The organism is Pseudoxanthomonas sp. J31, assembly GCF_000510725.1.
Lineage (GTDB): Bacteria > Pseudomonadota > Gammaproteobacteria > Xanthomonadales > Xanthomonadaceae > Pseudoxanthomonas.
The window spans coordinates 657,464-671,933 of the sequence record NZ_AZNZ01000001.1 but is presented as its reverse complement, the minus strand read 5'-3'; the positions used below and the strand labels follow the sequence as shown (position 1 = coordinate 671,933).

Below are 14,470 nucleotides of genomic sequence, written 5' to 3'. Positions count from 1 at the left end.
GGCGGAGTCTAACCCGAGATCGGCGCGCGCCCGGTCGGGGGGCTGAACGGCCGCCGGGTGCGCGCCGGCGCCACCACAGCTCATACCCGCAGCCCCAGCAGGTCGCCGGCGGCCGAGCGCAGGCCGAAGGAAAACCGCGCGTAGCGGCCGCTGCCCAGTTCCTCGCGCACCGAGGCCAGCCGGCGCAGCGGCGAACGCGGCAGGCGCGCGCGCGCCAGCGCGTGCCGCAGGCGCTGCGCCACCGCCTCGCGCACTTCCGGTTCCACCGCCAGCCCACCCTCGTCGATGCGCTGCAGGAACGAGCGGTACAGCACGCACAGCCGCTCCAGCGAGACCCGCCGCGCCACCCAGCCGTAGGCCAGGCGCTCGACCAGGCGGCGCGGGCGCGCGCCGATCTGGTTGCTGCCATGCTGGCGGTAGTCGATCGAGGCCCAGGGCATGCAGTCGACCCGGGCCTGGGTGGCCGCCGCGATCGCCAGCCACTCGTCGTGCACCCAGCCCTCCGGCACCGGCAGCAGGCGCCCGAGCAGCGCGCCGCGCAGCGCGGTGGTGGCGCCGGTGACCAGGTTGCGCCGCATCAGCAGGTCGAAGGCGCGGCCGGAGTGCTCCATCTCCAGTTCCGCCGGGGACACCTCCAGCGCCTGCAGCAGGTCCACGCCCAGCCAGGCGCCATCGGCGTCGACCAGGCGCGCGTCGGTGTGCAGCAGGCCCAGTTCCGGTTCGGCGAGGAAGCGCGCGGCCATGCGCGCGATCTTCTCCGGGTGCCAGACGTCGTCCTGGTCGCAGAGGAACACCAGGTCGCCGCGGGCGCGCTGCAGCGCGCGCTCGAAGTTGCGCACGTAGCCGAGGTTGGCCGGGTTGCGTTGCAGCTCCACCGCCACCCCGCGCACCCGCGCGCGCGCGGCGAAGGCCTGCAGCCGCTCCCAGGTGCCGTCGGACGAGGCATCGTCCTGGACCACGATCTCGTCGGGCAGGCGCAGCTGCGCCAGCAGGCTCTCCAGCTGCGGACCGAGGAAGCGCTCGCCGTTGTAGGTGCACAGCACCACCGACACGCGCACCGCTCAGCCCTCCGCGTCCATGCGCCACATCGAGGCGTCGACCCGGAACGGGCGCGGCGCCACGCCCAGCAGGGCGCTGGCCTCGGCGTTGTCGGCGACCAGGTCGCGGTCCAGCCGCGACACCGGCCCGCGCGCGCCCGGCAGCAGCGCCGCCAGCAGTCGCAGCAGCGGCCGCCCCAGCGGCAGCGGCACGGTGGCGAACGGCAGGCTGGCGCGCACCCGCGCGAACATCTCCGCCGCCGGCAGGCGCTCGCCGCCGCCCAGGGCAAGGATGCGGCCGTCGGCGGCGCCGGTATCGATGCAGGCGAGGACCGCCGTGGCGAGATCGTCGGCATGCACCGGCTGGCGCAGGCCGCGGCCGGCCGGCAGCGGGAACAGGCGGGTGCGCGCGGCGCGCCGCGCGATCGGAGTCAGGCTGCGGTCCAGCCCGGCGCCGTAGATCAGGGTCGGGCGCAGCACGGTCCAGGCCATGCCCAGGCGCCGGCACTGCCGTTCCAGTTCGGCCTCGCCGGCGGCCAGGCGGCCGATCAGCTCGCGCTCGGCCGGAAGTGCGGAATCGCGCTTGGTCAGCACGCTCATCGAGCTGGTGGCGACCACCCGCGGCGCGGGCGCGGACTGCAGGCCGGACAGCCACTGCGCCAGCGTGTCCAGCGGGGCGAAGCTGGCCACCGCGCGCAGCGGCGGCAGTTCCGGCATCGGTCCCGGCAGCTGGCCCTGCAGCCACTGCACCCCGGCCCGTGCCGGCCGTGGATGGCGGCTGAGCGCGAGCACGCCATCGCCGCCGGCGGCGAGGCGCGGCAGCAGGAAGTGGCCGATCTGGCTGGTGGCGCCGATGACGAGGACGGGCATGGCGGCTGCGGACTGGGTGGCGGGCGCCGGCGCGGCGGCGTCGGACTATAGCGTGCGGCCCCGCCGGCCGGTCCTCCGGCGCATGAACGGCCGCAACGAAGACGGCCCGCGCGAGGCGGGCCGTCGGGTGTGGCGATGCAGGCGGGCGCGGCTCAGTCGTCGCCCTTGGACAGGTCGTCGTCGGCGACGACCTCGGCGGCGGCCCACTCCAGCGCCTCGCGCTCGGCGCGCTCGCGCTCGGCCTTCTCCACTTCGTCGATCAGGTTGGCGTCGACGGTGCGGGCGGCGATCTCGCGCAGCGCCAGCACGGTCGGCTTGTCGTCGCCGTCCTCGTTCTCGATCGTGGCCGGCACGCCATTGGCCAGCTGGCGGGCGCGCTTGGCGGCCATCATGACCAGTTCGAAGCGGTTGTTGACCACTTCCAGGCAATCTTCAACGGTGATACGGGCCATAGGGGTTCCAGGCGACTGCGGTCGCCACTCGTGTCTGGGGAAATGGAGGCGGAGTTTACCCGCGCCGCCGCCTCCGCGGCAAGGCCCGGCGCCGGTTCTTCCTTTCCGTTCAGGGACTTGCGTTCAGGCAGCGGGGCCGGCGCCGGGGTCCTGCCCGAGCAGGGCGCGGATCAGGCCGGCATGGCGCTGCTGCTGCTGGCCGCGGCGCAGGCGGCTGGCGACGAAGATCGCGCACATCTCGTCCACCGCGGTCTCGAACACCTCATTGACGATCACGTAGTCGAACTCGCCGTAGTGCGACATCTCCTCGCGCGCGGCCGCCAGGCGGCGGGCGATGACCTCGTCGCTGTCCTGGCCGCGCTTGCGCATGCGCTGCTCCAGCGCCTCCCGCGACGGCGGCAGGATGAACACGCTGACCGCGTCGGGGACCTTGGCCCGCACCTGGGCCGCGCCCTGCCAGTCGATCTCCAGCAGCACGTCGTGGCCGGCCGCCAGCTGCGGCTCCACCGACTGCCGCGCCGTGCCCTTCCAGTCGCCGTGCACGCGGGCGTACTCGAAGAAGTCGCCGGCGTCGATCATGCGCTGGAACTCTTCCTCGCTGACGAAGTGGTAGTGCTCGGCATGGCGCTCGCCCGGGCGCGGCGCGCGCGAGGTGAAGGAGATCGACAGCCGGATGGCCGGATCGCGCGACAGCACCGCGTTGACGATGCTGGACTTGCCGGCGCCGGAAGGCGCCGCAACGATGAAGAGGGTTCCGCGCATGCTCATCGGCTGTCCTGCACCGGCCCGGCGGCGCGAACTCGGGCCTGGGGACCGGTGCCACTTCTCCAGGCCCCGGGCGGGTCTGGCGCCATTGCCGCGCCTGGGACCCGGGGCCGCGTGTATGGGGTAACGGGGCGCGAATGGTAGCAGACCCCCCCGCCCCGGCCGGCCCCCGGCGCCGCCACGCTTTTGCGCGCAGCCCCTGTCGTTGGTTGGGTTTACCGCGTTTGCGGCCGCTTGGCATGCTCGCCGCCAACGCCCCGACGCCGGCGTGCGCTGGACCACGGCTTGCGGCGGGCAGCCAGGAGCCCACGCCCCATGCCAAGTGCAGCGATCGAACTGCAGGCCGTCGACAAGTCCTACGGCCCACGGCGGATACTGAAGGACCTGCAGCTGGTGGTCCCCGAGCGCAGCGTGTTCGCCTTCCTCGGCAACAACGGGCATGGCAAGTCCACCACCATCCGCCTGCTTGCCGGCCAGGCCGCGCCGGACCGCGGCAGCATCCGCGTGCTGGGGAAGGACATCCGCCAGCACCGGCGCGAGGTGCTGGCGCAGATGGGCTGCCTGATCGAGGCGCCCAGCAGCTACCCCAACCTCACCGCGCGCGAGTTCCTGTCCATCGGCCCGTGCCTGAAGCAGCTGCCGCGCAGCGAGATCGACCGCGCGCTGGAACTGGTCGGACTGCGCCCCGACCGCCGGCAGCGGATCGAGCACTATTCGCTGGGCATGCGGCAACGGCTGGCGCTGGCCCATGCCCTGCTGGGGCGTCCGCGCCTGCTGGTCCTGGACGAGCCCACCAACGGCCTGGACCCGGACGGCATCCGCGACATCCGCGCCCTGCTCTCCGGCCTCCCCGAAGCCGCCGGTTGCACCATCTTCTTCGCCAGCCACTACCTGGACGAGGTGGAGAAGACCGCCACCCACCTGGCCGTGCTGCACGAAGGCACGATCCGGCTGCAGGCCTCGGCCGGCGAACTGGAACGCCAGCTCGCCGGGGTCCTGGCCCTGGACGTGGACGACGCCGAACGCGGCTCGCGCACGCTGCAGGCGCTGGGCTACGCCGCCCGCGCCGAAAGCCCCAACCGGGTGCTGGTGGCCGACGTCGACCGCGACCGCGCCGGCCTGCTCAACTCGCAGCTGGTGCAGGCCGGGGTCGTGCTCTACCAGTCGGTGTTGCGCAAGCCGACGCTGGAGCAGTGGTTCCTGCAGATGACCGCCTCCGGGGGAGCCGTCGCATGCTGATCCGCCTTTGCCTGGTCGAACTGCTCAAGCTGCGCCGCTCGCTGGTGCTGCTGACCACCGTGGCCTGCCCGGCGGCGGTGGTGGCGCTGATGTTCGGGATGGCCCTGCGCCGGATCACCCCGGACGGCATGACCGCCGCGCAGTGGTCGATGCTGTGGGGCAGCGCGTCGGCGCTGTGGAGCCTGCTCATGCTGCCGCTTTACATCGGCCTGTGCACCGCGCTGGTCAACGGCAACGAGCACCGCAACCAGACCTGGCGGCTGATGCTCAGCCTGCCGGTCGGCCGGCTGGAGCTGTACGCGGCCAAGGCCATGGTCTCGGTGCTGCTGCTGGCGGCCGCGCAGCTGGCGTTGTTGCTCGCCCTCGCGCTGGGCACCGGCATCCTCGGCCTGGCCGGATTCCCGCTGGAAACGGCGCTGCAGGCCCAGCTGCCGCGGCTGTGGGCGGCGCCGCTGGCGGCGCTGCCGGTGGTGGCGCTGCAGCATGCGCTGAGCTGGCGCCTGCGCTCGGTGGTCACCCCGCTGGCGGTGTCGGTGGTGGCCACCCTGGCGGCGATGCAGCTCGGCGCCTCGCAATACTGGTACTGGCTGCCCTGGGCCTATCCGGTGGCGGCCAGCAACGGCGGCCATGAGGCCATGCGCGACGCGGCGGTGCTGCTCGGACCCATGCTGGCGGCGGTGCTGTTCCCGCTGACCGCCTGGTGGCTGTCGCGGCGCGAGATCGCCTGAGCGCCATCCGGCGCGCGGCCCCCCGCGCGGCTCACTCGATGTTCTGCACCTGCTCGCGGATCTGGTCGATCAGCACCTTCAGCTCGACCGCGGCGGCCGAGGTGCGGGCGTCGACCGACTTGGAACCGAGGGTGTTGGCCTCGCGGTTGAACTCCTGCAGCAGGAAGTCCAGGCGGCGGCCCACGGCCTGCGCCTTGCCGGAGAGGATCCGGCGGATCTCGGCGACGTGGCTGGCGAGGCGGTCCAGCTCCTCGTCCACGTCCAGCTTCTGCAGCCACAGCACCAGCTCCTGCTCGGCGCGGCCCGGGTCCACCGGGTGCGGCAGGTCGGCCAGGCGCGCGGCCAGCTTGGCGCGCTGGCCCTCGCGGATGTCCGGCACCAGCGCGCGCACTTCGCCGGCGATGCGCTCCACCGCGTCGACCCGCTCGCGGATCGCGGCGGCCAGCGCCGCGCCCTCGCGCTCGCGCGCGGCGATGAACTCGTCCAGCACCTGGTCCAGCAGCTCCAGCGCCTGCGCCTGCAGCGCCTCGCCGTCGGCCACCGGGGTCTGCAGCACGCCCGGCAGCTGCAGCAGGTCGGTGAACTGCACCTGCAGGTTGGGGAAGCGCGCGTCCAGGCGCTGGGCCAGCTCGCCCAGCTGCGCCAGCAGGGCCTCGTTGACCGCCAGCCCGGCGGCGCCTTCCGGCGCGCGCAGGCGCATCACCAGGTCCAGCTTGCCGCGCTGCACGCGCGCGGCCACGCGCTCGCGCAGCACCGGTTCCAGCGCGCGCAGCTCGTCGGCCAGGCGCAGGCCGGTCTCCAGGAAGCGGTGGTTGACCGAGCGCAACTCGCAGGAGAGCACGCCCCAGGAGGTACCACGTTCGCCGCTGGCGAAGGCGGTCATGCTGCGGATCATGCGGGAATCCGTCTTTGGCAGGGGGCGAATGTTAATCTAGCCGGCCCGCCGCGGCACCCTGCCGCCTTCGCCGGCCCCGCCGGCGGACCGCCGGGGCCCCGCCTACGGAAACCACACATGACCGTCGTCCGCCCCAGTGGCCGCGCCCCCGACCAGCTGCGCCCCGTGCGCATCGAACGCGGCTTCACCCGCCACGCCGAAGGCTCCGTGCTCGTCAGCTTCGGCGACACCCGCGTGCTGTGCACCGCCAGCATCGACAACAAGGTGCCGGCATTCCTGCGCGGCAAGGGCGAGGGCTGGGTGACGGCCGAGTACGGCATGTTGCCACGCTCCACCCACACCCGATCCGAGCGCGAGGCCGCGCGCGGCAAGCAGGGCGGCCGCACCCTGGAGATCCAGCGCCTGATCGGCCGCGCCCTGCGCGCCTGCGTCGACCGCGGCGCCCTGGGCGAGCGCACCATCACCCTGGACTGCGACGTGCTGCAGGCCGACGGCGGCACCCGCACCGCCGCCATCACCGGGGCCTACGTGGCGCTGGCGGACGCGGTGCGCTGGCTGCTGGCGCGCGGCGAGATTTCCCGCGACCCGATCCACGGCGCGGTCGCCGCGATCTCGGTCGGCGTATACCGCGGCGTGCCGGTGCTGGACCTGGACTACGCCGAGGACAGCGACTGCGACACCGACATGAACGTGGTGATGAACGACGGCGGCGGCTTCATCGAGCTGCAGGGCACGGCCGAGGGCCATGCCTTCCGCCGCGACGAACTGGACGCGCTGCTGGGCCTGGCCGAGCGCGGCATCGGCCAGCTGCTGGAACTGCAGCGCCAGGCCCTGGCCGGCTGAGGCGGGAGCATGCGATGAAGCTGGTCCTGGCCTCCTCCAACCGCGGCAAGCTCGACGAACTGCACCACCTGCTGGCCGACAGCGGGATCGAGCTGGTCGCGCAGTCCGACCTGGGCGTCGAGGACGCCAAGGAGACCGGGCTGACCTTCGTCGAGAACGCGCTGATCAAGGCGCGCCACGCGGCCCGCGTCACCGGCCTGCCGGCGCTGGCCGACGACTCCGGGCTGTGCGTGGACGCCCTCGGCGGCGCGCCGGGCCTGTACTCGGCGCGCTATGCCGGCGAGCCGGCCAACCCGCAACGCAACATCGACAAGCTGCTGGCCGCGCTCGACGGGGTCGACGACCCGCGCCGCGGCGCCCACTTCCAGTGTGTGCTGGTGGTGCTGCGCCATGCCGAAGACCCGCAGCCGCTGCTGGTCGAGGGGCAGTGGCGCGGGCGCATCATCCGCGAACGCCGCGGCAGCGGCGGCCACGGCTACGACCCGGTGTTCCTGGACCCCGCGCACGGGCTGACCGCGGCGGAAATGCCGATGGAGCTGAAGAACCGCATCAGCCACCGCGGCAAGGCGCTGGAACTGCTGCGCGCGCGCCTGCCCGAAGTGCTTGGCTGAGCGCGCCGGCGCGAGCCTGCCATGCCCGACCTGATCCCGCCGCCGCTGTCGCTGTACGTGCACCTGCCCTGGTGCGTGCGCAAGTGCCCGTATTGCGACTTCAACTCGCACGGAGCCAGGGGCGGACTGCCGTTCGACGAGTATGTGGCCGCGCTGGTACGCGACCTGGAACACGACCTGCCCCTGGTCTGGGGCCGCACCGTGCACAGCGTGTTCTTCGGCGGAGGCACGCCCAGCCTGTTCCCGGCCGCGGCGATCGAGGCCATCCTCTCGGCCGCCGCCGCGCGCCTGCGCTTCGCCCCGGACGCGGAAATCACCCTGGAGGCCAATCCCGGCACCGCCGAGCACGACCGCTTCGAGGGCTACCGCGCCGCCGGGGTGAACCGGATCAGCTTCGGCATCCAGAGCTTCGACGACGGCTGCCTGCAGCGCCTGGGCCGGATCCACGACAGCGCCGAGGCCGAGGCCGCGGTGAAGCTGGCCCAGGACGCCGGTTTCGACAACCTCAACCTGGACCTGATGTACGCCCTGCCCGGCCAGGACCTGGCCATGGCCGAGCGCGACCTGGAACGTGCCTTCGCCCTGCAGCCGGCGCACATCAGCCACTACCAGCTGACGCTGGAACCCAACACCGTGTTCTTCGCCCGGCCGCCGCAAGGCATCCCGGACGACGACCTGGCCTGGGACATGCAGGAGCGCTGCCAGGCCCTGCTGGCCGACGCCGGCTACGTCCACTACGAGACCAGCGCCTACGCCCGCCCGGGCCGGCAGTGCGCGCACAACCTCAACTACTGGCGCTACGGCGACTACCTGGGCATCGGCGCCGGCGCCCACGGCAAGATCACCCTCGGCGCCGAACAGGCCATCCTGCGCCGCTGGAAGCACAAGCACCCGGCCACCTGGATGGCCGCCGCCGGCACCGCCCAGGCGATCGGCGGCGACGACCGCATCGCCCCGGAGCAGCGCCCGTTCGAGTACATGCTCAACGCCCTGCGCCTGCACGAGGGTTTCGCCCTGGCCGACTTCGAGGTGCGCACCGGACTGCCGCGCGCGCATCTGGCGCCGGCGCTGGAACAGGCCCGCGGCCGCGGCTGGCTGCAGCTCGAGGGCGAGCGGGTGGCGCCCACCGCACTGGGGCGGCGCTTCGCCAACGACGTGATTTCCCTGTTCCTCTGAGACCATCCCCGGCCCCGCCGGGACCGCGGTGCGGCGCGCCATGCCGCCCCGCATGGAAACGTGCTAAATACCGCCCAAGGGGGAACGCGGTCACAGAATGCAAGCCACCAACCGACCAACGCCGGGCCACCCGGCATTCCCGGCGCTGGCCGACGCCGCCCTGCCGGCGCGCGTGCGCGCCATCCTCCTGCAGGTGCGCGAGCTGGCCGCCACGCAGCTGGGGCCGTGGCTGGAGGCCACTCTGGACGGGCTGGAAAACCAGCTCTTCAGCCTGGCCGAGGGCGCGCGCAGCAGCAGCGAGCAGGCCGAGCGCCTGGATGCGATGCGCCTGCTGCGCCAGCACCGCGCCGCCTTCCAGCCGCGCTTCCTCGCCGCACTTGAAGGCAGCCTGGCCGGCCTGCGCGCACCGCCGCCGGCCGAGCCCGCCGAACCGGCCGAACCCGCGCCCGGGCCGGCACTGGCCCTGGTCGAGGACACCGAACTGGACCGCGCCATCGTCCTGCGCGAGATCGCCCGCCGCCAGGTGCAGCGCGGCGGCAGCGAGCTGTTGCTGCTGGCGCAGCGCTTCGCCGTGCTGGCCGCCACGCCGGCGTTCGAGCTGGAGCAGCTGCCGCTGGGACCGCATGCGCTGTGCCAGTGCCTGCGCACGGCTGGCGACGCGCTGCAGCTGCCGCCGGAGGCGCAGCTGCTGCTGTACCGCCAGTTCGAACGCCAGGTGATGGACCTGCACGGCGAGTTCGCCCGCCAGCTCAATGCCCTGCTCGACCGCGCCGGGGTGCTGCCGGGCCTGGTGTACACGCCCTACCGTCCACCGCGTGCCAGCGCCCCGCAGCGGCGCAGCACGCCGGCGCAGGCCGCGAACCGCCCGCGGCCGATGACCGGCTGGCACGGCCAGGGTCGCGGCGCGGGCTGGGGCCGGGCGCTGGCCGGCCTGCCGGGGGGCATGCCGCCAGGGGCGGCTGCCGGCACCGCGCCCGCGGCCGCGGCCGGAGAGGCCACGCCCGCCATCGCCAGCGCGGACGGCGACCCGAAGGAAGTGCAGGCCGCGTTCGCCGCCATGCGCGAATTGCTGGCCGCGCACCGCGCCGCCACCCGCCCAGCGGCACCCGGACCGGCGGTCCCGCCGCAGGTGCTGCCGCCGCAACTGGTCACCCAGGTGCTGGGCAGCCTGCAATCGCTGCCGCTGGCGCGCGCCCGCGGCCAGCGCCGCCGCACCATGCAGGACCTGCGCGAGGCCACCCTGGCGCGGCTGCGCGCCGAGCACGGGCCGGCCGCCGCACTGCCGCCGGAACACGAGGACGCGTTCGACCTGCTGTCCATCCTCTACCAGGAGATCGGCCGCCAGGTGCGCGGCGACGCACCGGCCCAGGACCTGCTGGAACGGCTGCAGGTGCCGCTGGCGCGCGCCGCGCTGCAGGACCAGGGCTTCTTCGTCGCCGAGCGCCACCCGGCGCGCGAACTGCTCAACTCGGTGGCCGAGTCCGGCGCCACCTGGCTGGGCGAGGACGATGCCGACCCGCAGCTGGTGCAGCGCCTGGAGCAGGTGGTGCAGCGGGTGGTCGAGGCCTACGACGGCGACCCGGCGGTGTTCGAACTGGCCAACCAGGAGGTCCAGGAACAGCAGCGCGCGATGCTGCGCAAGGCCGAGGTCAGCGAGCGCCGCCAGGTGGAGGCCGCGCGCGGGCGCGACCGCCTGGCCGGTGCCAAGCACCAGGCCGACGCCGCGATCCGCGCCTGCCTGGCCGGGCGCAGGCCACCGCAGTTCGTCCAGGCCCTGCTCAACCAGGCCTGGGCCGACGTGCTCACCCTCACCGCCCTGCGCCACGGCGAGGACTCGCCGGAATGGCGCGAGCGCACCGCGGCCACCGCGCGCATCGTCGAGGTCACCTGCGATCCGGAAGCCGCGCCCGACTCGGCACTGGGCACGCAGATCGAGGCCGCGCTGCGCCAGGTCGGCTACCACGAGGACGAGGCCGGCGCGATCGCCCGCCGCCTGTCGCGCAGCGAGGACGACGAGGTCACCTCGCGCACCGAGCTCACCGCGCGGCTCAAGGCGCGCGCGCGCCTGGGCGAGGACGCGGCACGTCGCAGCGAGCCGCTGCCGCCGCGCAGCGCCGGGGAGCAGGCCTGCTACGACCAGGTGCGGGCACTGCCGTTCGGCACCTGGTTCGAATTCAGCCTCGGCGCCCAGGGCGAGGTGCGGCGGCAGCGGCTGTCCTGGTACAGCCCGGTCACCGACCACGCGCTGTTCGTCAACACCCGCGGCCAGAAGGTGGCCGAACATTCGCTGGACGCGCTGGCGCGGATGATGGCCGCCGGCCAGGCGCGGGTGGTCACCGAGGAACGCAGCCGCCTGGTCGACCGCGCCTGGCACGCCACCCTGCGCCTGCTGCGCGGGCTGGCCGGGCGCGCGGAGCCGGCGCCATCGGGAGCAGGTGCATGAACAACGAGGATGCCCGCCGCGGGCGGCGGCGCCAGGTGCCCGGCAGCGTGCCGGTGGAAGACGTGATGGCCGGCGCCGTGGTCGGCCACCTCGGCAACCTGTCCGAGGGCGGCCTGCTGCTGCTCGCCGCGGCGCCGCTGCGCGAGGACGCGCTGTACCAGCTCCGGTTCGTGCTCGACGACCCGGGCGATCCAATCGACGTCGGTGTGCACCTGCTGTGGTCGGCGCCGGCCAACACCCCGGGCCAGGCCTGGTGCGGCTTCCGCTTCCTGGCCATCTCCGAGGTGCACCGCGCGCGGGTGCGCGCCTGGGTCGAGGCCGAGGCCTGACGGCGGCAGCGGCGCATGCGCTGGGGCAGAATGGGCGCTTTCCGCCGTACTGCCCCCGATGAACGCCACCGAGATCGCCGCCCTCTACCCCCAGCACCTGGCCACCCTGCGCGCGCGCGCCGACGAGGCGCTGGCCCGCTGCGGCCGCGAGCACCTGCTGGTGCCGAGCGGGCGCCGCCACTACCAGGCCTTCGACGACCGCGACTACCCGTTCGCGGCCAACCCGCACTTCAAGCACTGGGTGCCGCTGACCAGCGTCGCCGACAGCTGGCTGGTGTACACCCCCGGGCACAAGCCCAGGCTGATCTACCTGCAGCCGCGCGACTACTGGCACGTGGTGCCGGAGGCGCCCAGCGGCTGGTGGGTGGAGCACGTGGAGGTGCAGGTGATCCGCACCCCGGAGGAGGCGCTGCCGCTGCTGCCGCCTGCCGCGCGCAGCGCGATCATCGGCGAGGCCAACAGCGCCCTGGGCGACTACGTCCCCGACAACCCGCAACCGGCGCTGGACTACCTGCATTACCAGCGCTCGTACAAGACCGCGTACGAGGTCGCGCTGATGCGCCTGGCCCAGCGCCGCGCGGTGCGCGCCCACCGCGCCGCCGAGCGCGCCTTCCGCGCCGGCGCCAGCGAGTTCGAGATCCACATGGCCTACTGCGCCGCCGCGCAGCAGGACGCCACCGAGGTGCCGTACCAGAACATCGTCGCGCTCAACACCCACGGCGCGGTGCTGCACTACACCGAACTGGACCGCGTGGCCCCGGCGGAGTCGCTGAGCTTCCTGATCGATGCCGGCGCCAGCCACTGCGGCTATGCCGCCGACATCACCCGCACCTACGCCGGCGACTGCGCCAGCGAGTTCCAGGCCATGATCGACGCTGTGGACGCCGCGCAGCAGGCGATGTGCGCCGGCGTGCGCGCCGGCGCCGACTACCGCCAGCTGCACCTCGACGCGCACCTGGCGCTGATGGGCATCCTGCGCGAGTTCGGCGTGCTGAAGGTGTCGCCGGAAGCGGCGCTTGCCACCGGGGTGAGCGCGGCGTTCTTCCCGCACGGCCTGGGCCACCCGCTGGGGCTGCAGGTGCACGACGTGGCCGGGTTCGCCGCCAGCGACCGCGGCGGCACGATCGACCGTCCCGCCGGGCATCCCTACCTGCGCATGACCCGCGTCCTGGAGCCGGGCATGGTCGTCACCATCGAGCCGGGCATCTACTTCATCGACATGCTGCTGGACGAGGTGAAGGCCCGCGGCCACGCCGACGCGGTGGACTGGGCGCGGGTGGATTTCTTCCGCCCCTACGGCGGCATCCGCATCGAGGACGACGTGCTGTGCACGGAGGCGGCGCCGGAGAACCTCACCCGCGCCGCGTTCGCCGGATAAGCCGCAAAAAGCGAAGGGCCCGCTCGCGCGGGCCCTTCGCCTTCCAGCCGTCCCCTCAGTTCGGGATCAGCGTGTTGATCACGTGCTCGAGGTATTCCTCGAACTCCTCGTGGGTCATCTTCGGCTGCTGCGGGCGCAGCTGCAGGAAGCCGACGTAGGCGGCATAGGTCAGGCGCGCGCGGTTCACCGCCTCGCTGCGGCCGAGGCCGGCCTGGCGGAACGACGCGGTGAGGTAGTCCTGGCGGCGCTGCGAGACCCGCTGGATCACCGGACCCACGGCCGGATGCTCCAGCGCGCGCAGCAACTCGCTGTAGATCGCGTGCGGCTTGGTCTCGTGGCCGACCAGCTGGAACAGCTTGCGCAGGCGCTCGCGCGGATCCGGCACTTCCTCCAGGCTGCCGAACACCTGTTCCTGCTCGACCTCTTCCCAGCGCTCCAGCGCGGCCTGCAGCAGCGCATCGCGTGAAGGAAAGTGCCAGTAGAAGCTGCCCTTGGTCACGCCCAGGCGGCGCGCCAGCGGCTCCACCGCGACGGCGGACACGCCCTGTTCGGCAATGACATCCAGCGCGGCCTGGGCCCAATCGGCGGCGCTGAGACGGGCGCCACGCGCGGGCGTGGCGGGCGGGGTGGCGGGCGCGGTGGTGGTATCCATGGGCGGATTTAACCATACGGCGAGGTGCGTTGCAGTATGCCGTTTCCGCGGAAACCGAGGCCTGACAGGGATTTGCAGCACCACCGCCGGCACCATACGGTGCATGCTGCACTGCCATACGCCTTCGTATTGACTTTGCGTGAAACGCATCCATACCATTGGGTATGGTATTTCCCCCGACCCCTGCCCCCGGCAGCCACGAGCTGCGCCTGTCCGGCGCCGGCCTGGAACTGGCTGCCACCTGCCATGGCGACTGCCATGCGCCGGCAGTGCTGTTCGCGCACGGCTTCGGCCAGACCCGCCGCGCCTGGAGCGCCAGCGCAGGGCGCGTCGCGCAGCGGGGTTACCGCGCCCTGGCCTACGACGCCCGCGGCCATGGCGGCTCGGACCGCAATCCGCCGGACCTGGCCTATGCCGCGCAGCAGTTCATCGACGACCTGATCGTGGTCGCCGGCGAGCTGCCGCAGCCGCCGGTGCTGGTGGCCGCCTCGATGGGCGGCCTGTTCGGGCTGGCCGCCGAGGCACGCTGGCCGGGCCTGTTCCGCGCCATGGTGCTGGTCGACATCACCCCGCGCTGGGAAGCGGCCGGCATGCAGCGCATCCTCGGCTTCATCAGCGCCTTCCCGGAAGGCTTCGCCTCGCTGGACGAGGCCGCCGACGCGATCGCCGCCTACCTGCCCGGGCGCGCGCGCAAGAGCGAGGCGGCCCTGCGCGAGGTGCTGCGCCAGGGCGCCGACGGCCGCTGGCAGTGGCACTGGGACCGCCGCCTGGTGGACGAGCTGGCACGCGACGGCGAGCGCCACCAGGACGAACTGTCCGCGGCCGCCCGTGCGGTACGCTGTCCGCTGCTGCTGCTGAGCGGCGGCCGCAGCGACCTGGTGTCCGACGCCACCGTCGACGAGTTCCTCGGACTGGTGCCGCACGCGCGCCATGTCCGCATCGCCGGCGCCACGCATATGCTTGCCGGCGACGACAACGACCGTTTTACCGCCACCCTGCTGGACTACCTGGGCGAACTGGACGGTACGGGGCACACCGGCCGTTGCGCCGCG

14 protein-coding genes and 1 pseudogene are annotated in these 14,470 nt (G+C 73.4%); 9 read left to right on the top strand and 6 right to left on the bottom strand.

The features are described 5' to 3' along the window. Positions 1-80: 80 nt before the first annotated feature. The 4 genes from PSEJ31_RS0103055 to gmk form a co-directional block, all read right to left on the bottom strand. Complete coding sequence (locus tag PSEJ31_RS0103055) at positions 81-1,058, bottom strand: glycosyltransferase family 2 protein (protein WP_019398427.1); 978 nt, start codon at positions 1,056-1,058, stop codon at positions 81-83. A gap of 3 nt (positions 1,059-1,061) precedes the next feature. After that, a complete protein-coding gene (locus tag PSEJ31_RS15605; RefSeq protein WP_037034298.1) occupies positions 1,062-1,907 on the bottom strand; it encodes an NAD-dependent epimerase/dehydratase family protein in 846 nt (281 codons plus the stop codon). A gap of 152 nt (positions 1,908-2,059) precedes the next feature. Further along, the gene (gene rpoZ, locus PSEJ31_RS0103045; protein WP_026010482.1) at positions 2,060-2,359 is read right to left on the bottom strand and encodes a DNA-directed RNA polymerase subunit omega; all 300 of its coding nucleotides are present in this window, start codon (positions 2,357-2,359) and stop codon (positions 2,060-2,062) included. A 123-nt stretch (positions 2,360-2,482) separates the two neighbouring features. Continuing rightward, on the bottom strand, positions 2,483-3,121 hold the full coding sequence (gene gmk / locus PSEJ31_RS0103040) for a guanylate kinase (protein WP_026010483.1): 639 nt from the start codon (positions 3,119-3,121) through the stop codon (positions 2,483-2,485). Positions 3,122-3,439: 318 nt separating this feature from the next. Between gmk and PSEJ31_RS0103035 the strand changes: the two genes are divergently transcribed. Continuing rightward, positions 3,440-4,363 carry an ATP-binding cassette domain-containing protein gene (locus PSEJ31_RS0103035; RefSeq protein WP_028914610.1) on the top strand — a complete coding sequence of 308 codons (924 nt, stop codon included), beginning with the start codon at positions 3,440-3,442 and terminating at the stop codon, positions 4,361-4,363. Beyond that, complete coding sequence (locus PSEJ31_RS0103030; protein ID WP_019398432.1) at positions 4,357-5,091, top strand: ABC transporter permease; 735 nt, start codon at positions 4,357-4,359, stop codon at positions 5,089-5,091. Before PSEJ31_RS0103035 ends, PSEJ31_RS0103030 begins: the two co-directional genes overlap by 7 nt. A 31-nt stretch (positions 5,092-5,122) precedes the next feature. Here PSEJ31_RS0103030 and PSEJ31_RS0103025 read toward each other — a convergent pair whose 3' ends face one another. Beyond that, positions 5,123-5,986, bottom strand: a complete 864-nt coding sequence (locus PSEJ31_RS0103025) for a YicC/YloC family endoribonuclease (protein ID WP_019398433.1) — start codon at positions 5,984-5,986, stop codon at positions 5,123-5,125. Between the two features lie 117 nt (positions 5,987-6,103). Here PSEJ31_RS0103025 and rph point away from each other — a divergent pair, with 117 nt between their 5' ends. From rph to pepQ, 6 genes are all read left to right on the top strand, one after another. Continuing rightward, positions 6,104-6,829 (top strand): ribonuclease PH, encoded by a 726-nt coding sequence (rph, locus tag PSEJ31_RS0103020; RefSeq protein ID WP_019398434.1) that lies wholly within the window; start codon positions 6,104-6,106, stop codon positions 6,827-6,829. A gap of 14 nt (positions 6,830-6,843) precedes the next feature. Further along, the gene (gene rdgB / locus PSEJ31_RS0103015; protein WP_019398435.1) at positions 6,844-7,440 is read left to right on the top strand and encodes an RdgB/HAM1 family non-canonical purine NTP pyrophosphatase; all 597 of its coding nucleotides are present in this window, start codon (positions 6,844-6,846) and stop codon (positions 7,438-7,440) included. A 21-nt stretch (positions 7,441-7,461) separates the two neighbouring features. After that, positions 7,462-8,616: a radical SAM family heme chaperone HemW gene (hemW, locus tag PSEJ31_RS0103010; RefSeq protein ID WP_019398436.1), complete on the top strand. Its 1,155-nt coding sequence runs from the start codon at positions 7,462-7,464 to the stop codon at positions 8,614-8,616. Positions 8,617-8,713: 97 nt separating this feature from the next. Then, a complete protein-coding gene (locus PSEJ31_RS0103005; RefSeq protein ID WP_028914609.1) occupies positions 8,714-11,059 on the top strand; it encodes a DUF1631 domain-containing protein in 2,346 nt (781 codons plus the stop codon). Continuing rightward, positions 11,056-11,388 (top strand): PilZ domain-containing protein, encoded by a 333-nt coding sequence (locus PSEJ31_RS0103000; RefSeq protein WP_019397503.1) that lies wholly within the window; start codon positions 11,056-11,058, stop codon positions 11,386-11,388. The genes PSEJ31_RS0103005 and PSEJ31_RS0103000 overlap by 4 nt, the downstream gene beginning before the upstream one ends. Before the next feature lie 58 nt (positions 11,389-11,446). Further along, the gene (gene pepQ, locus PSEJ31_RS0102995) at positions 11,447-12,766 is read left to right on the top strand and encodes a Xaa-Pro dipeptidase (protein ID WP_019397504.1); all 1,320 of its coding nucleotides are present in this window, start codon (positions 11,447-11,449) and stop codon (positions 12,764-12,766) included. 55 nt (positions 12,767-12,821) lie between these two features. Here the strand turns inward: pepQ and PSEJ31_RS0102990 are convergent, their stop codons facing one another. Then, complete coding sequence (locus tag PSEJ31_RS0102990) at positions 12,822-13,418, bottom strand: TetR/AcrR family transcriptional regulator (RefSeq protein WP_019397505.1); 597 nt, start codon at positions 13,416-13,418, stop codon at positions 12,822-12,824. Positions 13,419-13,582: 164 nt separating this feature from the next. On the opposite strand from PSEJ31_RS0102990, the pseudogene PSEJ31_RS0102985 reads away from it, so the two are divergent. Continuing rightward, positions 13,583-14,425, top strand: a pseudogene (locus PSEJ31_RS0102985) (alpha/beta hydrolase); the annotation flags it as partial. Between the last annotated feature and the right edge of the window lie 45 nt (positions 14,426-14,470).

What these genes read in the sequence shown, in the direction of transcription:
- PSEJ31_RS15605 (WP_037034298.1), bottom strand. Translation starts at nt 1,907, where the DNA reads ATGCCCGTCCTCGTCATCGGCGCCACCAGCCAGATCGGCCACTTCCTG.
- rpoZ (WP_026010482.1), bottom strand. Translation starts at nt 2,359, where the DNA reads ATGGCCCGTATCACCGTTGAAGATTGCCTGGAAGTGGTCAACAACCGC.
- gmk (WP_026010483.1), bottom strand. Translation starts at nt 3,121, where the DNA reads ATGCGCGGAACCCTCTTCATCGTTGCGGCGCCTTCCGGCGCCGGCAAG.
- PSEJ31_RS0103035 (WP_028914610.1), top strand. Translation starts at nt 3,440, where the DNA reads ATGCCAAGTGCAGCGATCGAACTGCAGGCCGTCGACAAGTCCTACGGC.
- PSEJ31_RS0103030 (WP_019398432.1), top strand. Translation starts at nt 4,357, where the DNA reads ATGCTGATCCGCCTTTGCCTGGTCGAACTGCTCAAGCTGCGCCGCTCG.
- PSEJ31_RS0103025 (WP_019398433.1), bottom strand. Translation starts at nt 5,986, where the DNA reads ATGATCCGCAGCATGACCGCCTTCGCCAGCGGCGAACGTGGTACCTCC.
- rph (WP_019398434.1), top strand. Translation starts at nt 6,104, where the DNA reads ATGACCGTCGTCCGCCCCAGTGGCCGCGCCCCCGACCAGCTGCGCCCC.
- rdgB (WP_019398435.1), top strand. Translation starts at nt 6,844, where the DNA reads ATGAAGCTGGTCCTGGCCTCCTCCAACCGCGGCAAGCTCGACGAACTG.
- hemW (WP_019398436.1), top strand. Translation starts at nt 7,462, where the DNA reads ATGCCCGACCTGATCCCGCCGCCGCTGTCGCTGTACGTGCACCTGCCC.
- PSEJ31_RS0103005 (WP_028914609.1), top strand. Translation starts at nt 8,714, where the DNA reads ATGCAAGCCACCAACCGACCAACGCCGGGCCACCCGGCATTCCCGGCG.
- PSEJ31_RS0103000 (WP_019397503.1), top strand. Translation starts at nt 11,056, where the DNA reads ATGAACAACGAGGATGCCCGCCGCGGGCGGCGGCGCCAGGTGCCCGGC.
- pepQ (WP_019397504.1), top strand. Translation starts at nt 11,447, where the DNA reads ATGAACGCCACCGAGATCGCCGCCCTCTACCCCCAGCACCTGGCCACC.
- PSEJ31_RS0102990 (WP_019397505.1), bottom strand. Translation starts at nt 13,418, where the DNA reads ATGGATACCACCACCGCGCCCGCCACCCCGCCCGCCACGCCCGCGCGT.